1 protein-coding gene is annotated in these 18780 nt (G+C 74.4%); it reads right to left on the reverse strand.

Features of this window, described 5'->3' with window-relative positions; translation table 11 throughout:
- Positions 1-8 precede the first annotated feature (8 nt).
- Entirely contained in the window at positions 9-18563 is an 18555-nt protein-coding gene (locus ABR738_RS02720; protein ID WP_350228332.1) for a non-ribosomal peptide synthetase, read from the reverse strand.
- Positions 18564-18780 lie beyond the last annotated feature (217 nt).

Below are 18780 nucleotides of genomic sequence, written 5' to 3' on the forward strand. Positions count from 1 at the left end.
TCGGATCCTCACCGTTCGTCGTGGTCGGGGCCGCCGTACGCGGCGTCTTCGAGTTCGCTGAGCACCTGTTCCTCGACCTGTTCCGCGAGGGCGGCGACGGTGCGGGAGACCAGGATGTCGCGCGGGGTGAGGGCCACCCCGAACAGGTCATTGGCGCGGGAGGCGATGAGCAGGGCGCGCATCGAGTCGCCGCCGAGCAGGAAGTAATCGTCCTCGGCGCCCACGCTCGTGCCGAGGGCGTCCTCCCACAGGGCGGCCAGCGCCTCCTCGGTGGGCGTGCGCGGCGCCACGTGCTCGGCCCGGACCACTGCGGCGGCGAGTTCCGGAGCGGGCAGGGCGGCCCGGTCGATCTTGCCGTTCTCGGTGAGCGGGAAGCGGTCGAGGGCGACGAACGCCGAGGGCACCATGTATCCGGGCAGCGAACGGGCGGCGAGGGCGCGCAGCTCCGCGTCCGTCGGCGCCTGAGCGCCGGGGGCGGTGTGCAGGTGGGCGACCAGTCGGGGCAGGCCGGGTTCGTCCTCGCGGACACCCACCACCGCGTCCAGGACACCGGGGTGGCGGGTCAGGGCCGCCTCCACCTCGCCGGCCTCGATGCGGTGACCGCGCAGCTTGATCTGGTGGTCGGTGCGGCCGAGGTAATGGAGTTCGCCGTGTCCGTCGCGGCGCACCAGGTCTCCGGTGCGGTACATGCGGGTTCCGGGCGGCCCGAAGGGGTCGGCGGTGAAGCGGGCGGCGGTCAGTCCGGGGCGGCCGAGGTAACCGCGGGCCAGGGCCGGGCCGCTGAGCCAGAGTTCACCGGGGACGCCGTCGGGGACGGGGCGCAGCCGGGCGTCCAGGACGTAGGCACCGGTGGCGGGCAGCGGCCGGCCGATGGGCGGGGCGGCGCCGTCGGGGGTCAGCGGCGCCGACCAGGTGGCGACGACGGTGGCCTCGGTGGGCCCGTAGGAGTTGACCATGCGGTGGTGCGGGGCCCAGCGTTCGACCAGGTCCGCGCCGCACGCGTCGGCGCCCACGATCAGGGTCTTGAGGTCGGGCAGGGTGGCGGGCGTACCGGGCGAAAGGGTGGCGAGCGCGGCCGGCGGCAGCAGGGTGTGGGTGATGCGTTCGGCGCGCAGCACCCGGGCCAGGGGCTCGCCGAGCAGGGGTCCGGGTTCGGGGACGACGAGGCGGGCGCCGTGCGGCAGCGACGCGCACAGTTCAAGGACGCTGGCGTCGAAGCTGGGGGTGGCGAACGCCAACACCCGGTCGCCTGCGGCCACTTGGTAGTGGGCGGCCTCGGCGGCGGCGAACCCGGCGAGACCGCGCTGGGTGACGACGACGCCCTTGGGAGTGCCGGTGGAACCGGAGGTGTAGATGACGTACGCGGGATCGTCCAGGTCGAGCGGGCGTCCCCGGTCGGCGTCGGTGGGGCGGTGACCGGGAACGTCGTCGCTCTCCTCGGCCAGCCAGGCGGCGACCTCCTTGGCGTCCAGCGTGAGAGCGGGCGCCGCGTCCCGGAGCATGAGCGCGATCCGCTCGTCCGGGTAGGCCGGGTCGACGGGCAGGAAGGCGGCGCCCGCCTTGGCCACCGCGAGCTGGGCCAGCACCATGTTCAGGGAGCGCGGCAGCAGCAGCGCAACAAGGGCGCCAGGGGCGGCGCCTCGGGCGATGAGCCGGCGAGCCAGGCGGTTGGCCCGGTCCTCGACCTCTGCGAACGTCAGGACCCGGTCGGGGTCGGCCAGGGCCGGCGCGTCGCAGTGGCGATCCACGGCGGCCTCGATCAGGGCCGCAAGGGTGGCCGGGGTCACCGGTGCCGCCTCCGGGCGGGCCGGTCCGCGCAGCAGCCTGGCGCGCTCCTCGGCCGACAGAGCCTCGATGTCGTCGAGGCGGACGGCGCCGTCCGTGTCGGCCAGGGACGTCAGAGTGTGCAGCAGCTGCGCGGCGAGGGCGCGGGCCGTGTCCGCGTCGAAGTGGCGCGGGTCGTAGCCGAGTTCCACCGCGAGGCGGTCACCGGGCGAGACGACGACGGTCAGCGGGTAGTTGGTCGCCTCGCGGGCGTCGAGGTCGCGCAGGGTCAGACCGTGGGCGCCGGCCGTGGCGTCCCCGACGGGATAGTTCTCGAACACCACGAGGCTGTCGAACAGAGGCGCGCCGGGCGGCAGTTGGGTGAGGGCGTGCATGTCGTTGAGGGGCAGGTGGTCGAAGCGGCGGTCCTCCGCGCGCGCTTCCTGGAAGGTGCGCAGCCAGTCGGCGCAGGGCGCCGCGCCCTCGACGCGGGTGCGGGCGGGCAGCGTGGTGATGAACAGCCCGGTGATGGTGTCGGCGCCGGGCAGGTCGGCGGGGCGGCCGGAGACGGTGGTGCCGAAGCACACGTCGGGCGTGCCGCTCCAGCGGGACAGCAGCAGCGCCCACGCGCCCTGCACCAGGGTGTTGACGGTGAGCCGGTGCCGGCGCGCGAACTCCTGGAGTTTCGCCGTCCGTTCGATGTCAAGGCGCTCGGACAGCCAGGTGCCGGAGCGGGCGGTGGTGTCCGGGGCGGGCCTGCGGTCGTAGGGCAGCGGAGTCGGGGCTGTCAGGTCGGCCAGAACGCCGCGCCAGTGGTCGCGGGCCCGGCCGGTGTCGCGGCCTGCGAGGTGGGCGGCGTAGTCGGCGAAGGGCCTGCGTTCCGTGAGCCGGGGCGTCTCACCCCGGGCGAGGGCCGCGTGCGCCTCGACGACGTCGCCAAGGACGTGGAAGACGCTCCAGCCGTCCAGCAGGACGTGGTGGAAGGTCCACACCACGCGTACCGCGTCGGGGCCGAGGCGGACCAGTGCGAGGCGCAGCAGCGGCGGCCGTCGCAGGTCGATGCCCAACTCCCTCTGCGTGACCAGGAGTTCTTCGAGCGCCGCCGGACGCCGGTCCTCGGGCAGCGTGCTCCAGTCGTGCCGGGTGACCGGCAGGGTCACGTCCCGGTGGACGGTCTGCAACGGTACGGGCACTCCCTGCACCACGACGGCGGTGCGCAGCACCGGGGTGCGGTCGACCACGTGCTGCCAGGCCGCGGCGAGCACGTCCAGGTCGCGAGCGCCGTCCACCACGAAGGTGATCTGCTCGATGTACAGGCCCTGCGCCGCGTCGTCCAGGCCGTGGATGACCATGCCGGTCTGGGTGGGGGTGAGGGGGTAGACGTCCCGCACGTCGCGGCCGGTGCCGACGATCCGGTCGAGTGCCGCCTGGTCGAGGGGGGCCAGCGGGAAGTCGCTCGGGGTACGGCCGCCCGCTTCGGGCTCGGCGCAGTGCCGGATGACCGCGCGCAGTTCGTCGGCCAGCTCGGCGGCGAGACGTTCGACGCTCTCGCGGTGGTGCAGCGCCCGCGAGTACGACCAGCCGAACTCGAGCCGCCCCTCGCTCACGTGCCCCAGGACGTCGAGCAGGTGGGGCCGCTCGGCCGATCGGTCCATGCCGCCGGTGAGACCACCGCGCGCGGTGCGCAGCAGCCCGCCGGCCGAGCTCTGCCGGTCCTGGCGCCCCAGGTAGTTGAAGCTGATCTCCGCCAGGCCCGGCAGCTCGGGGGCGGCGGTGGGGTGCAGATGGCGCAGGGCGCCGTAGCCGACGCCGCCCCTGGGCACCGCCCGCAGGTTCTCCTTGACGGCCTTGAGGGCCGCGCCGATGGGCGCCTCGCGCGGCACGTCCAGGGCGAGCGGGTAGACGCTGGTGAACCAGCCGACGGTACGGGAGAGGTCGACGTCGTCGAAGAGGTCTTCGCGGCCGTGTCCTTCCAGGGTGATCGCCACCCGGTCCCGGCCGGTCCATCGGGTCAGCACGCGGCCGAGGGCGTACAGCAGGACGTCGTTGATCCGTGTGCGGTAGGTGTCGGGGACGTCCTGGAGCAGTCGCCGGGTCTCATCGGCGTCCAGTGCGACGGTGACCGTCTCCTCCTCGGCGGCCGTGTTCGCGCCTCCGGGCAGGTCCACGGGCAGCGGGCCCGGGGTCTGCTGGGCTCGCCAGTACGGGACTTCGGTGTCGAAGCCGGCCGCCGAGGTGTGCGTGGCGAGGCGCCGGGCCCAGGCGCCGAAGGAGGTGCTCTTGACGCCGAGTTCGGGGCGTTCCCCGGCGCGCAGGGCGACGTAGGCGGTGTCGAGGTCGTCCAGGATCAGCCGCCAGGACACGGCGTCCACGACGAGGTGGTGGGCGGCGAGCGTCAGGACCGGCCCTCGCGTGCCGTCGCCCAGGTACAGCGCGGCCCGCAGCAGGGGGCCGTGGGCGAGGTCGAAGCCGGCGGCGAGGCGGTCCGCGGCGCCGGTGGGCGGTGGGCCGTCGTGCACCTCCAGGTGCGGCGCCCCGCCGGGAGCGGTGCCGTGCTGGCGCCACCGGCCGGCGGCGTCCCGTGTGAAGCGCAGCCTCAGCGCGTCGTGCCGGTCCAGGACGACGGCCAGCGCGGCTCGCAGCAGGGACGCGTCGGTGTCGTCGGCCAGTTCGTGGGAGACCGCCTGGCTGAAGTCGGCCGGGTCCCCGGGCAGGGTGTCGAGCAGCCAGTGCTGCACCGGGGCGAGCGGAGCCTCGCCGACCACAGGGCCCTGTTCGGCCACGACCGAAGATGCGGGCAACTCCTGGGCCGCAAGGGCCAGTTCGGCCAGAGTCTGGTGGGCGAACAGATGGCGCGGATTGAGGGCGAGCCCGGCCCTGCGGGCGGCGGAGACGATCTGGATGCCCAGGATGGAGTCGCCGCCGAGCTCGAAGTAGTTGTCGTCGGCGCCGACTTCAGGCAGGCCCAGCACCGCGCACCAGATGGTGGCGAGGATTTGTTCGGTCGCGGTGGCACAGGGACGGCTCGTCCGCGCGCTCGCGGTCCACTCGGGGTCGGGCAGGGCCCTGCGGTCGAGCTTGCCGGTGGCGCCGAGCGGGAGGCGGTCCAGGCGCGTCACGAGGGCGGGCACCAGGTGGTCGGGCAGGGTGTCGGCGAGGAAGGCGCGCAGGTCCGCCGTTGGCGGCAGGCCGGCCGGGGCGGGCACCACATAGCCGATCAGGCGGCGATGGCCGTCGTGCTCGACCACGCGGGCGGCCGCGGCGGCCACGCCGGGGTGGCGGGCCAGGGCCGCCTCCACCTCTCCGAGTTCGATGCGGAAGCCGCGCACCTTGACCTGGTCGTCGGCCCGGCCCAGGTAGACAATGTCCCCCTCGGCGGTCCAGCGGGCCCGGTCGCCGGTGCGGTACATGCGGCTGCCGGGCGGACCGTACGGGTCGGGCAGGAAGCGGGACGCGGTCAGTCCGGGCCGGCGCAGGTAGCCGCGGGCCACTCCGGTACCCGCGAGGAACAGTTCGCCGGGGGCGCCGACGGGCACCGGGCGCATCCGGTTGTCCAGGACGTAGGCGCGGGCGCCGCCGAGCGGACGGCCGATCGGCGGGTCGCGGTCGGGATCGCCCGGGTCGCAGGTGAAGGCGGTGGCGTAGACGGTGGCCTCGGTGGGCCCGTAGATGTTGCGGATCTCGCAGCCGGGCACGGCCGCCCTGACCTGTCGTACGGTCCTGGCCGGCAGCCCCTCGCCCGCGAGCACCACGGTGTCGGCGCTGACCTGCGCGGCGTCCTCGGCGAGCAGCCGGCCAAGGGCCGAGGGCACGGCGCTGATCAGTCCGGCGCGCCAAGGTCCGGGCCGTTCGGCCAGGGCCAGCAGGTCGCGGACGATCTCGACGCAGCCGCCGGACATCAGGGGCGAGAAGATCTCGAAGACCGACACGTCGAAGTTGAGCGAGGTGGACGCCACCACGTGCTCAAGGCCCCGGCCGGTGAACTCCGCCGCGGCCCAGTCCGTCAGGGCCAGCACCGAACCGTGGGCCACGACGACGCCCTTGGGTCGCCCGGTGGAGCCGGAGGTGTGGATGACGTAGGCGGGGTGCTGGGGCAGGAGCGGGGCGCGCCGGTCCCCGTCCCCGACCGGGGCGGCGGAGGCGGCATCGAGGCGCCGCACCCAGTCGGGGTCGTCCACGACGAGCCGCGCGTACGTTCCCTCGGGGAGCCGCGCAGCCGTCGCGGTGGCCGTGACGACCGCCAGGGGACGGACGTCCTCGAAGAGGAACGCGATGCGTTCGGCGGGGTAGCCGGGGTCCACCGGCAGGTAGGCGGCGCCGGACTTGAGGACCGCGAGCAGGGCCACGATCAGGTCGGCGGTGCGAGGCAGCGCGAGCGCGACGTAGTGCTCGGGGCCCGCGCCCTCGTGGATGAGCGACCGGGCCAACCGGTTGGCGCGTTCGTCCAGTTCGCGGTAGGTGAGCAGGTCCTCGCCGTGGCGGACGGCAGGCGCGTCGGGGGTCAGCGCCGCCTGGCGGGCGAAGCCCTCCGGCAGGGTGTCCCTGGGCGCGGTGGCGAGGGCGCCGCCGAACCGGTCGAGCAGCGCGCGGCCGTCGGCGGGCTCGGTGAGCGGCAGTTCGGCCAGCGTACTGCCGGGCGCGGTGGCCATCGCGGTCAGCAGGGAGCGCAGGCTCTCGCCGAGGCCTTCGACGGTGGACTCGTCGAAGGCGGCCGGGTCGTAGTCGAGGCTGACGTCGAGGGTGTCCCCCGGCGCGACGACCACGCTGAGCGGGTAGTTGGTGGGCTCCAGGTCCCGTTCGGTCTCCATGGCCAGGCCGTGCCGGGCGAGCGCGCCCTCGTCGAAGGGGTAGTTCTCGAACACGACGATCGAGTCGAACAGGTTGGTCCCGCCGGGCACCTCGCTCCAGGTCCCCACCTGGGCGAGGGAGACGAAGTCGTGGCGCCGTGCCTCGGACTGGGCGCTCTGGAGGTCGCTCAGCCAGCCGAGCAGCGGGCGCCGCCCGTCGATCCGGGCGCGGGTGGGCAGCGTGTTGATGAACAGGCCCACCATGGTGGTGACGCCCGGGAGTTCGGCGGGCCGGCCGGAGACGGTGGTACCGAACACCACGTCGTCACCGCCGCCGTAGCGGGACAGCAGCAGCGCCCAGGCGCCCTGGAGGACGGTGTTGACGGTGAGCCCGGCGCGCTGGGCCGTCTCCCGCAGCCGCGCCGACACGTCGCCGTCGAGCGTCACCCGTACGGTGCCGGACGAGGAGCTGTGGTGGGCGCCGGCGGCCCGGCGATCGCGCGGCAGTTCGGTGGGGGCCCCAAAGCCGGCGAGGGTGGCCCGCCAGTACTGCTCCGCCGTCGCGGTGTCCTGCCCCGCCAGCCACGCCAGGTACTCGGCGAACGGCCGGCGCGCCGGGACCTCGGGCGGGCGGCCCGCCGTCAGGGCCGCGTAGCGCTCGCAGACCTCGTCGAAGACCTGGGCGGCGCTCCAGCCGTCGAGCAGGATGTGGTGGAACGTCCACACCATCCGTACGCGTTCGGCATCGAGCCGGATCAGGACGAGCCGCATCAAAGGCGCGGTGGCCAGGTCGATTCCCGCCTCGCGGTCCTGCTCGACGAGCCGGTCGAGGTCGGTCGCGCACCGGTCGGCGGGCCGGCCGGTCCAGTCGTGGTGGACGACGGGCACGGTGGCCCGGCGCCGGATCACCTGGACGGGCTCGGCGCTCTCCTGCCAGGCCGGATGGGAGCGCAGCACCGGGTTGGCGTCCACGGTCCGCTGCCACGCCTCGGCAAGGGCGTGGGGGTCGCTGACGCCGCTCAGGACCAGCTGCACCTGGTTGACGTACGTGCGTCCGTCCGGGTCCAGGAGACTGTGGAAGAGCATGCCGGACTGCATCGGGCTGAGCGGCAGCAGGTCCTCGACATCCCGTCCGTCGCCGGCCAGCCGGTCAACGGCCGGCTGGTCCAGGCGGACGAGCGGGAAGTCGCTGGGGGTGCGGCCGCCCGCGCCGGGTTCGGCGCAGTGGGCGAGGATCCCCTCCAGGGCGCGCAGCATGCCGTCGGCGAGCTCGGTGACGGTGCTCTCGTGGTGCCGGCCTTTGCTGTAGTGCCAGCTGATCTCCAGGCAGTCGTCCTCGACGCGGGCCACCACGTCCAGCAGATGGGCGCGTTCGGTGCCGGGCGCGTCGGCGCCGCCGAGCCCGCCGGGCACGGCGCGGATCAGTGCGCCGTCGTCGGCGGACCAGTCGAAGCGGCCCAGGTAGTTGAAGCTGATGGCGGGCATCGGCGTGCCGGCCGCGCCCGGCGCGCCGGCCAGGTGGCGCAGGACGCCGTGGCCCAGGCCCCGCTCGGGCACGGACCGCAGTTGCTCCTTGACCGCCTTCAGGGCGCCGCCCCAGTCGCCTGCCGGTACCCGCAGGGCGACCGGGAAGAGCGTGGTGAACCAGCCGACCGTGCGGGACAGGTCGATGTCGTCGAACACCTGGTCCTCGCGGCCGTGCCCTTCGAGGCCCACGGCCACCGTGCCGCGTCCGGTCCAGCCGGCCAGGACCCGGCCCAGCGCGGTGAGCAGGACGTCGTCGATGCGGGTGCCGTAGACGGCGGGAACCTGGCGCAGCAGGGCGTCGGTGCGCCGCGGGTCGAGCCGTACGCTCACCTCGCGGACGTCCGCCATGGTGTTGGCGCCCTCGCCGTCCACCGGCAGGGGCTCGGCACAGTGTCCCGCGGTGCGGGTCCAGTGGGCGATCTGGCCGGTGAAGCCGCCGGCGTCGGCGCGGGCACGCAGACGGCGGGCCCATTCGCGTACCGACGTGGTACGGGCGGGCAGGCGTACGGGCTCTCCGGCCAGGGCCTGCCGGTAGCCGCTCTCCAGGTCCTCGAGCAGGATGCGCCAGGACACGCCGTCGATCACCAAGTGGTGGACGACGAGCAGGAGTCGGGCCGTCGTGCCCTGGCCGGTGAACAGGCGGGCGGTGAGCAGCGGCCCGGTGTCGAGGCGGAACGCGGCGTGTGCCTCGGCGGTGGCGCGGTCCTCCTGCTCGCGTGCCGCCGCCGGGTCGAGGCCGTCCAGTGGGCAGACGGTCAGGAGGTCGGGGGTGCCGGCGGCCATGACGTGCTGGCGCCAGGTGCCGTCGTCGGTGACGGTGAACCGGGCGCGCAGGGCGTCGTGCCGCTCCCACAGCGCGGCCAGGGCCCGGCGCAGGGCGTCCGGGTCGGTGTCCGGCGCGGTCTCCACGAGGACCGACTGGTTGAAGAAGCCGGGGCTTTGCGGTCCCGGGTCGAGGAACCAGTGCTGGATCGGCGTCAGGGGCACCTCGCCCTCGACCGGCTCGGTGCCCGCGACGGCCACGGCGGCGCCCGTGCCGGTGGCGGCGGCGAGCCGGGCCACGGTGGGGTGGCGGAACAGGTCGCGCGGGGTCAGGGTGAGTCCGGCGGCACGGGCGCGCGAGACGACCTGGATGCTGAGGATCGAATCGCCGCCCAGCATGAAGAAGTTGTCGTCGGCGCCGACGCGCTCGACGCCCAGAAGGTCGGCCCAGATACCGGCGAGGGTCTGTTCGGGGCCGGTGGCGGGGGCGCGGTAGGCGCTGTCGCCGCCCGCCGTCCAGTCGGGTTCGGGCAGCCTTCGGCGGTCCACCTTGCCGTTCGACGTGAGGGGCAGCGCGGGGACGGTGACGAACGCGGCGGGCAGCATGTAGTCCGGCAGTTCGGCGGCCAGATGCGCGCGCAGCTCGGCCGGGGCGGGCACGGCGGTCCCGTCGGCGGGGACGAGGTGGGCGGCGAGCCGCTTGCGTCCGTCGAGGGTGTAGGGCGATACGACGGCCTCGGCGACGGCCGCGTGCGCGGTGAGCCGCGCCTCGATCTCGGCGGGTTCGACACGGAAGCCGCGGATCTTGATCTGGTCGTCGGCGCGGCCCACGAAGTGCAGTTCGCCGTCCGCGCTCCAGCGCACGATGTCGCCGGTGCGGTACATACGGGTTCCGGGCGGCCCGAACGGGTCGGCGAGATAGCGGCCCGCGGTGGCTCCGGGGCGGCCCGCGTAGCCGCGCGCGAGCCCCGCGCCCGCGATGTACAACTCGCCCGGTATACCCGGAGGTTGAGGCTGGAGCACGTCGTCAAGGACGTAGACGCGCGTGTTGTCCAGCGGGCGCCCGATGGGCAGCACTGCGGGCAGCGGGTCACCGGCGCGGAAGGGGCGCCGGGTGGCGAAGGTGGTGGTCTCGGTGGGTCCGTAGCCGTCGACCACGGTCAGCTCGGGACAGGCTTCGAGGACGCGCCGCACCACGGCGCCGGGCACGGCCTCGCCGCCCGTCCACACCTCGCGCGCGCCCCGCAGGCACGCGGGGTCCTCCTGGGCGAGCAGCCGGAACAGTCCGGCCGTCAGCCACAGGCAGGTGACGTGCCGTTCGGTGATGGCGTGCCGGACCGCCGCGGCGTCCAGGTCACCGGGCGGGGCCAGTACGGCGGTGCCGCCCCGCAGCAGGGGCACCCACACCTCGTAGGTGGCGGCGTCGAAGGCGTGCGGGGAGTGCACGAGGACCCGGTCGTGGCCGGCGAAGGACCGGTCCAGGGCGAGCGCGGCGACGTCGCGCTGGCGGACCGCGACACCCTTGGGGACGCCGGTGGAGCCGGAGGTGAACATCAGGTACTGGACGAGGTCGGGGTCGAGTTCGCCGACGCCGGCCGCGCCGGTCTCCCCCACTGCGGCGCGGTCGTCCCCCCGCCGCACCGCGTCACCGGGGAGCAGGTCGCGGGCGGTTTCCTCGTGCTCGGCGTCGGTGAGCAGCAGGGTGACGCCGGCTTCCGCGAGCATGCGGCGCAGCCGCTCGCGCGGTGCCCGGCCGTCCAGGGGGACGTACACCCCGCCGGTGCGCACGAGCGCGAGCTGGGTCACGACGAGCTCGGCGGAGCGGCCCATCAACACGCCCACGGCGCGCTCGGCCCCCATCCCGAGGGCGGTCAGGCGCGCTGCCGACTCGGCTGCGCGCGCATCGAGTTGACGATACGTCAGGTTCTCATCCCCGGTTTCGAGGGCGATCGCGTCGGGAGTGCGTCGCACGTGGCCGGCGAAGAGTTCGGCGACGGTGGCTTCGGGCAGGTCGGTTGCGGTGTCGTTCCAGGTGCGCAGGACCTGTTCGCGCCGGTCGTCGCCGAGCAGCGGCACGCGGGCCGGCGGCCGTTCGGGCGCGGCGGCCATCTCGGTGAGCAGGACGGTGAGGTATTCGGCGAGCCGGCGCACGGTCGCCTCGTCGAACAACGCGGGGTCGTAGCCCAGGCGCAGGGTCAGTTCGGTGCCCGGGTAGGCGACAAGGCCCAGCGGGTAGTTGGTGCTCTCGATGCCCTCCAGATCGCTCAGGACGAGGCCGTGGGAGGAGAGGTCGTCGTTTTTCGGATAGTTCTCGAAGACGACGATGCTGTCGAACAGGGCCGCCCGCTCGGGGAGTTCGGTCAGTGCCTTGAGCCGGTTCAGCGGCAGGTGGTCATGGCCCCGGTCCTCGCTCTGGTCGCTCTGGAGCGCGCGCAGCCAGTCCCGGAGGGTGCCGTGCGCGGGGACGGTGACCCGGGTGGGCACGGTGGTGATGAACAGGCCGGTCATGGTCTCGGCGCCGTCCAGTTCCGCCGGGCGGCCGGACACGGTGGTGCCGAACACCACCTCGGCACGCCGCGACAGCCGGCTCAGCAGCATGGCCCAGGCGCCCTGCACGAGGGTGTTGAAGGTCAGGCCCGAGGTACGCGCCAGTTCCTCCAGGGCCCGCGTCGCCGTCTCGGGCACGGCGGTGGTCACGGCGTCGGTGGACTGCGCGCGGTGGGCCTCGCGCGGTTCGCGGTCATAGGGCAGCGCAGTGCTCTCGTCGAGCCCGTGAAGCCGCCGGCGCCAGTACTTCTCGGCCTCCTCACGGTCGCGTTCGCTCAGCCAGGCGACGTAGTCCCGCCAGGGCCTGCGGTCGGGCACGGCTGCCACGCCGGGCCTTTCGGTGAGGGCGCTGTGGCGGGTGAACACGTCCGACAGCACCTGGAACATGCTCCAGCCGTCGAGGAGCAGATGGTGGAAGGACCACACCACGCGCACCGCGGTGTCGGACACCCTGGCCAGGACCAGGCGCTGGAGCGGGCCGCCGACCAGGTCGATCCCGGCGGCGCGGTCCTCGCGCAGCAGCGACTCCAGCCGGTCGCGGGACTGCGCGCCGGTCAGGCCGCGCCAGTCCAGGACGGTCACGGGCACGGACACGGCGTGGCCGACCACCAGCAGCGGTTCGGGCACGTTCTGCCAGACCACCCGGCCGCGCAGCACGGCCGTGGCCTCGGTGACCTGCTGCCAGGCCGTGGCGAGGAGGTCGGTGCGGGGCACTCCGTCCAGGACGAAGGTGACCTGCTGGAAGTAGACCCCGCTCTCGTCCTGGGACAGACCGTGGAAGACCATGCCGGCCTGGGTCGGTGTCAGCGGCACGATGTCCTCGACCACGGCGGGCGCGTCACCCACGAGGCGGTCCACCATCGTCTGGTCGAGGCGGGCCAGCGGGAAGTCGCTGGGGGTACGGCCCGCCGCGTCCGGCCCGGTGGCGTACCGCGCGAGGTCGCTCAGCGCGCGGGTGAAGCGGTCGGCGAGGGCGCCGACGGTGGCCTCGTGATGCACCTGGTCGGAGTAGAACCAGGTGAATTCCAGGGCGTCACCGTCCAGCCGGCCCACCAGCTCAAGGGCGTGCGGCCGTTCGGCCTCGGGGTCGGCGTCCAGCTCCAGCGGCCGGAAGGTGCCCCGGTACAGCCCGCTCCCCGTCTCCCCCGGGGACATCCGCCCGAGGTAGTTGAAGCTGATCTGAGCGGCCTGCGCGGGCGGTTGGGCGCCCTGGCGGGTCAGGTGGCGCAGCGCGTCGTGGCCGACGCCGTGCCGGGGCACGGCCCGCAGTTGCTCCTTGACCTGCTTGAGCACGGTGTCCCACGAGGCCCGCTCGGGGACGGCGAGGGCGACGGGGTGACGGGTGGTGAACCAGCCGACGGTCCGGCTGAGGTCGAGTTCGGGGAAGAGCTCTTCGCGCCCGTGGCCCTCGATGTCGACCACGACCTGTTCCTGGTCGCTCCAGGCGCACAGGGCGCGGCCGAGCGCGCCGAGCAGGACGTCGTTGGCCTGCGTGCGGTAGGTCTCGGGCAACAGACGCAGCAGGGTCGCGGTGTCCTCGGTACTCAGCCGCGCGGTGACGGCGCGGGCCGAGGCGTAGGTGTTGCGGCCCGGCAGGTCCACGGGCAGAGGGCGGCCCGTCGAGGGGATCGCCCGCGCCCAGTAGTCCCGTTCGTCGTCGAAGCCGCCCCGCGCGGTGTGGTCGGCCAGCCGCCGGGCCCACTGCCGCAGCGGTGAGGACTTGGCGGGCAGGGCCGCCGTACCGTCGCGGCCCGCGCGGCGGGCGAAGTAGGCGGTGTCCAGGTCCTCCAGCAGGAGCCGCCAGGAGACACCGTCCACGACGAGGTGGTGCACGGCGAGGTGCAGCACGGGAGCGCGGCCGGCGCCCCGGTCGTGCAGGACGGCTCGCAGCAGGGGACCGCGCGACAGGCCGAAGGCCCCGAAGTGCGGGGTGTCGGTGTCCGGGCCGCGATGACGCGCCAGGGTGACGCCGTCGTCCCGGTCCGCTATGTGCCAGTCGGGGGCGCCGGAGCCGGTGTCGAAACGTGAGCGCAGGGCGTCGTGATGGGCCACGACATCGTTCAGCGCGCGTTCAAGGGCCTCCGGATCGACGTCGTCGGGCACCAGCACCGACACGGCCTGCGCGAAGTGCGCCGCCCGGTCCTCGTCCGTGGCGAACAGCCAGTGCTGGATGGGAGTCAGCGGCGCGGGCCCGGTCGGATCCACCGGGGCGGCGGCGGGGCGCTTCGGGTCGGCGGCGTCGACGCGGCGGGCCAGAGCGGCGAGCGTCTGGTGGCGGTAGATGTCGCGTGAGGTGACCCTCAGCCCCTCCTGCCGGGCCCGGGCCACCACCTGGAGACTGAGGATCGAGTCACCGCCGAGCTCGAAGAAGTTGTCGTCCACGCCGACGCGTTCGACGTGGAGCGCTTCGGCCCACACGGCCGCCAGCGTCCGTTCCGTGGCCGTGCGGGGCGAGACGTGGCGTGTCGCCCGGGTGACCTCGGGGCCGGGCTGCGGCAGCCGGTCGCGGTCGAGTTTGCCGTTGGGACTGAGCGGCAGCTCGTCCAGGAGCACAACGGTGGCGGGGACCATGTAGTCGGGCAGCGTCCTGCCGAGCGTGCGGCGTACGGACTCGGGTGTGACGCTCTGCCCGGGCGCGGTCACCACGTAACCGGTCAGACGCCGATTGTCGTCCTTCCCGAAGACGAGGACGGCGGCCTCCGCGACGCCGGGGCAGCGGCGCAACGCCTCCTCCACCTCGCCCAGTTCGATCCGGAAGCCGTGCACCTTGACCTGCTGGTCAATGCGCCCGACGTATTCCAGTTCGCCGTCGGCGCTCCACCGCACCAGGTCCCCGGTGCGGTACATGCGCGCCCCGGGCGCGCCGAACGGGTCGGCGACGAACCGCCGGGCGGTGAGGCCGTGACGCCCGAGGTAGCCACGTGCCAGCCCGCCACCGCCGAGGTACAACTCCCCTGTCACGCCGGGGGGTTGGGGGCGAAGGCGGCTGTCAAGGACGTAGACGCGGGTACGCGCCACCGGGCGGCCGATGGGCGGTGCCTGGTCGGGCACCCGGTCCCCGGCGAACCAGGCCGTGGCGTAGACGGTGGCCTCGGTGGGGCCGTAGGCGTTGACGACGTCGCAGGAGGGCAGGGCCGCCCGCAGGTCGTGCACGGTCTGCGCGGACAGTGCCTCGCCGGCGAGGACGGCCGTGTCCGCCGCCACCGGTGCCTCCTCCCCGGCGAAAATCCGGGACATCACGGAGGGCACGCCGCTGATCAGTCCGCTCCGTCGCTCGCCGGCGTCGGCGAGGACGGTGGGATCGGCGACCACCTCCACACTGCCGCCGCTCAGCAGGGGGCACAGCAGCTCGAAGACCGAGACGTCGAAGTTGAGGGACGTGGCGGCGATCACCGGGGCCTGTGTCCGGTGTCCGAACCGCTCCCCCGCCCAGGCCGCGAGCGCGGCCACCGTACGGTGGGTCACCACCACGCCCTTGGGCCGGCCGGTCGAGCCCGAGGTGTAGATGACGTACGCCGGGTGCTCCGGCAGCAGCGGGGCCACGCGGTCCTCGTCGGTCACCTCCGTGGCCGGCCGGGTCCGCGCCACGCCCCCGGTGCCGGAGTCCGCGATGATCAGTGGTGCGCAGTCCTCGGGTAGCGCGGCGGCGGATGCGGGCGTGGCCACGACGAGCGCGGGCCGGGCGTCGGACAGCATGAAACGGATGCGCTCGGCCGGGTAGTTCGGGTCCACTGGCAGATAGCCCGCGCCGGACTTCAGCACCGCCAGGAGCAGGACCGGCAGCTCGACGGTGCGCGGCAGGCACAGCGCCACCAGCGTCTCGGGACCCGCGCCCCGGGCGATCAGCTCCCGGGCCAGGCGGTTGGCGCGGCGCTCGACCTCGGCGTAGTCGAGCCGGTCGGTGCCGTGGGTGACGGCGATCCGGTCGGGGGTGCGGGCCGCCTGGGCCTGGAAGAGTTCGGGCAGGGTGACGTCGGCGGCGGCGTCCCGCTCACTGTCGGCCGGGGGGTTCCAGGATTCCAGGAGAGTGCGCTGCTCGTCGTCGGACAGCAGGGGCAACTCGGCCAGACTGCTCCCCGGGGCGTCGGCCATCGCCTCGAGGAGGTGTTCCACGTGCCGGCACATCCGGGCCACGGTCCGCGACTCGAACAGATCGGTGTTGAACTCGGCGGTCAGCACGCAGCCGCCGCCGGCGTCCGGTGTGAACTCCAGGACGAGGTCGAAGCGGGCGGCGGGGCGCGGCAGCGGATGGTCATCGAACCGCACCTCCCCCGCACGCGGCGCGCGGGTCGCCGTCTGCTGGACGACGAGGGCCTGCACCAGCGGGGTACGGCTCGGATCGCGGGGCAGGGCCAGTTCCTCGACCACCCGGTCGAACGGCACCGCGTCATGGGCGAAGGCGTCCAGGAGCGTCGTGCGCATGTTCTCAACGAACCGGTCGACGTCGACGCGTTCGTCCACGTCGGTGCGGATCACCACGGTGTTCGCGAAGAAGCCGACCACGTCCTCCAGGTCCTGGCGGTCGCGGCCGGCGGTGATGGTGCCGAAGGCGACGTCCCGCTGTCCCGAGTAGCGGGCGAACAGCAGGGTGCAGGCGCCCGCCAGCACGGTGAACACGGTGGTGCCGCGTCCGGTGGCGAGCGTACGCAGCCGGGTCATGAGGGACGGCGAAAGGTGGCGGCGGTGTCCGGCGCCCGCGGTCGTGCGTTCGGCGGGCCGGGGGTGGTCGGTGGGGAGCTCCAGCTGCTGGATCCCCTCCAGGTGTCTGCGCCAGTAGCGCAGGTGCTCGCCTTCCGCTTCCGAGTCGCGCCGGGACTGCTCCCACACCGCGAAGTCCGGGTATTGCAGGGCGGGTTGGGCCAGGGCGGCCGGCTCGCCCGTCGTCTCGGCGCGGTAGAGCGCGGCCAGTTCCCGGGTGAGGATGCCGACGGACCAGCCGTCGGTGACGATGTGGTGCTGGGCGAGCAGCAGGAGGTGGTCGCTGTCGTCGAGCCTGATCAGCAGAGCGCGCGTGAGGGGGCCGGTCGCCAGGTCGTGCGGGCGGCGCAGTTCCTCGGTCAGCAGCGCCTCGGCGCTCTGGCCGCGGTGGGCGTGGGGCACGTCGCTGAGGTCGACGGTCCGCAGCGGCAGTTCCGGTTCGGCGGCGACGTGCTGGGTGCCCTGCCCGCCGTCGGTGCGGAAGGTGGTGCGCAGCGCGTCGTGCCGGGCGGCCAGCGCGCGCAGGGCCCGGCGCAGGGCCTCGGTGTCCAGGGGGCCGCGCAGGCGCAGGGCGGCGCCGGTGTTGTATTCGGCGCCGCCCTCGGCGAGGTCGTCGAGGAACCACAGCCTGCGCTGCGCGCTGGACAGGGGCAGGCCGCCGGTTCGGGGTGCGGGCGGGATCGTCCGGGCGGGTTCGGCCGCGGCGCAGTCGCCGAGCAGCGGGGCGAGGGCTTCGACCGTGCGCGAGGTGAAGATGTCGCGGACGGTCAGCCGTATGCCCAGGTCGTCGCGGATCCGGGAGAGCACACGAGCGGCGAGCAGGGAGTCACCGCCCAGGTCGAAGAAGTCGTCACGGACACCGACCGCGTCGGCGCCCAGGGCGTCGGCCCAGATCGCGGCAAGGGCCTCTTCCTGTGGCGTGCGCGGCAGCACGCCGTCGGGGCGTGGGGTCGCGTCCGGCGCGGGCAGGGCGGTCAGGTCGGTCTTGTTCTGCGCGGTGAGCGGCATCCGCTCCAGTACGACCACGGCCGACGGCACCATGTGGGCGGGCAGGACGGCGGCGAGGGCCGCGCGCAGCGAGGCGGGGTCGAGGCGGTGGCCGCGCTCGGCGGGGGTCGCGTACCCGATGAGGCGGGGCCGGCCCGGTTCGTCCTCGCGGACCACGACGGCCGCCTCGCCCACCCGGGAGTCGCGGCCGAGGGCGGCCTCGATCTCGCCGGGCTCGATGCGGAACCCGCGGATCTTCACCTGGCGGTCGAACCGTCCGAGGTAGTCGAGTTCGCCGTCGGGCCGCAGACGGGCACGGTCACCCGTGCGGTAGAGCCGGGCCCCGGGCCCGCCGAAGGGGTCCGCGACGAACCGGGACGCCGTCAGGCCCGGCCGGCGCAGATAGCCTCGGGCCACGCCGTCGCCGCCGATGTACAACTCGCCCTCAGAACCTGGCGGGACGGGCCGCATCGCCGCGTCCAGGACGTGGACGCGCGTGTGGGGCAGGGCCGCGCCGATGGTGGGGGCGCCCTGCCCGGCGGACAGCGGTCCGGTCCAGGTGGCCACGATGGTGGCTTCGGTGGGACCGTACGAGTTGATCATGCGCCGGCCCGGGGCCCAGCGGTCCACTAGGCCCGCCGGGCACGCCTCCGCGCCCACGATCAGGGTGCGCAGCGGGCTTTCGGCGGCCCGGGCCGGGTCCGGCAGGGTCGCGAGCGCGGCCGGCGGGATGAGGGCGTGGGTGATGCGGTGGGTTTCCAGGACCTCGGCGAGTTCGTCGCCCAGCCACGGCCCGTCCGGCGGGACCACGAGCGTGGCACCGGCCAGAACGGAGATGAACAGTTCGAGTACGGACGCGTCGAAGCTGGGCGAGGAGAATTGCAGCACCCGGTCGCCGGGACCCACGGCGTACCGTTCCGCGGCGGCCGCGGTGAATCCGCCGATGCCCCGGTGGGTGACGGTCACGCCCTTGGGTGTGCCCGTCGAACCGGAGGTGTAGATCACGTAGGCGGCCCGGTCGGGGCCCGCCCCGTGCGCCGCCCGGTGTTCCTCGGACGCGGGGAGCTCACGCTCCATCAGGGCGGCGACCGCCCGCGGGTCGTCGAGCGTCACCGAGGGGGCGCTGTCGGCGAGCATGAGCGCCCGCCGCTCGGCGGGGTAGGCGGGATCCACCGGAAGGAAGGCCGCCCCGGCCCGGGCGACGCCCAGCTCGGCCGCGATCAGTTCCATGGAACGCGGCAGCACCAGCGCGACCACCCGGTCCGGCCCGGCACCCGAACGGAGCAGATGCGCGGCCAATCGGTCGGCGCGCTCGGCCAGTTCGGCGTAGGTCCAGGTGCGGCGCCCGTCGGTCAGGGCCACAGCGCCCGGGGCCCGGGCCACCTGCCGGGCGAAAAGCTCCTCCAGCGCCATGGGCTCCTGCGGTCGTGCGGTGTCGCCGTCCTGGGAACGCGGGGTCGCCGGTACGGGGGTGACGTGCGGGTCCGTCATGGGTCCAGTCCTTCGAAAGCGCGGGGGCGGCCCGAATGGGCGGCGGAGTGTGGAGGCGGGCGGCGGCCCGTGGCGGCGACGCGACGGCGGCCGGGTGCGCGGGGCACCGCGGAGCACCGGTCTGCCGGGCGACGCGCGGTGGGCGCGCCCGGGCGGCCGCCGACGGGGTCCCGGCGCGAGCGCCGGTGTCACGACGCGCGGGCGGCGCGGACGCGGC

The organism is Streptomyces sp. Edi4 (assembly GCF_040253615.1).
In the GTDB taxonomy this organism is placed as follows: domain Bacteria; phylum Actinomycetota; class Actinomycetes; order Streptomycetales; family Streptomycetaceae; genus Streptomyces.

Bases quoted from the DNA above. Each gene is read 5' to 3' on its own strand.
- ABR738_RS02720 (WP_350228332.1), bottom strand. From the start codon at position 18,563: ATGACGGACCCGCACGTCACCCCCGTACCGGCGACCCCGCGTTCCCAG.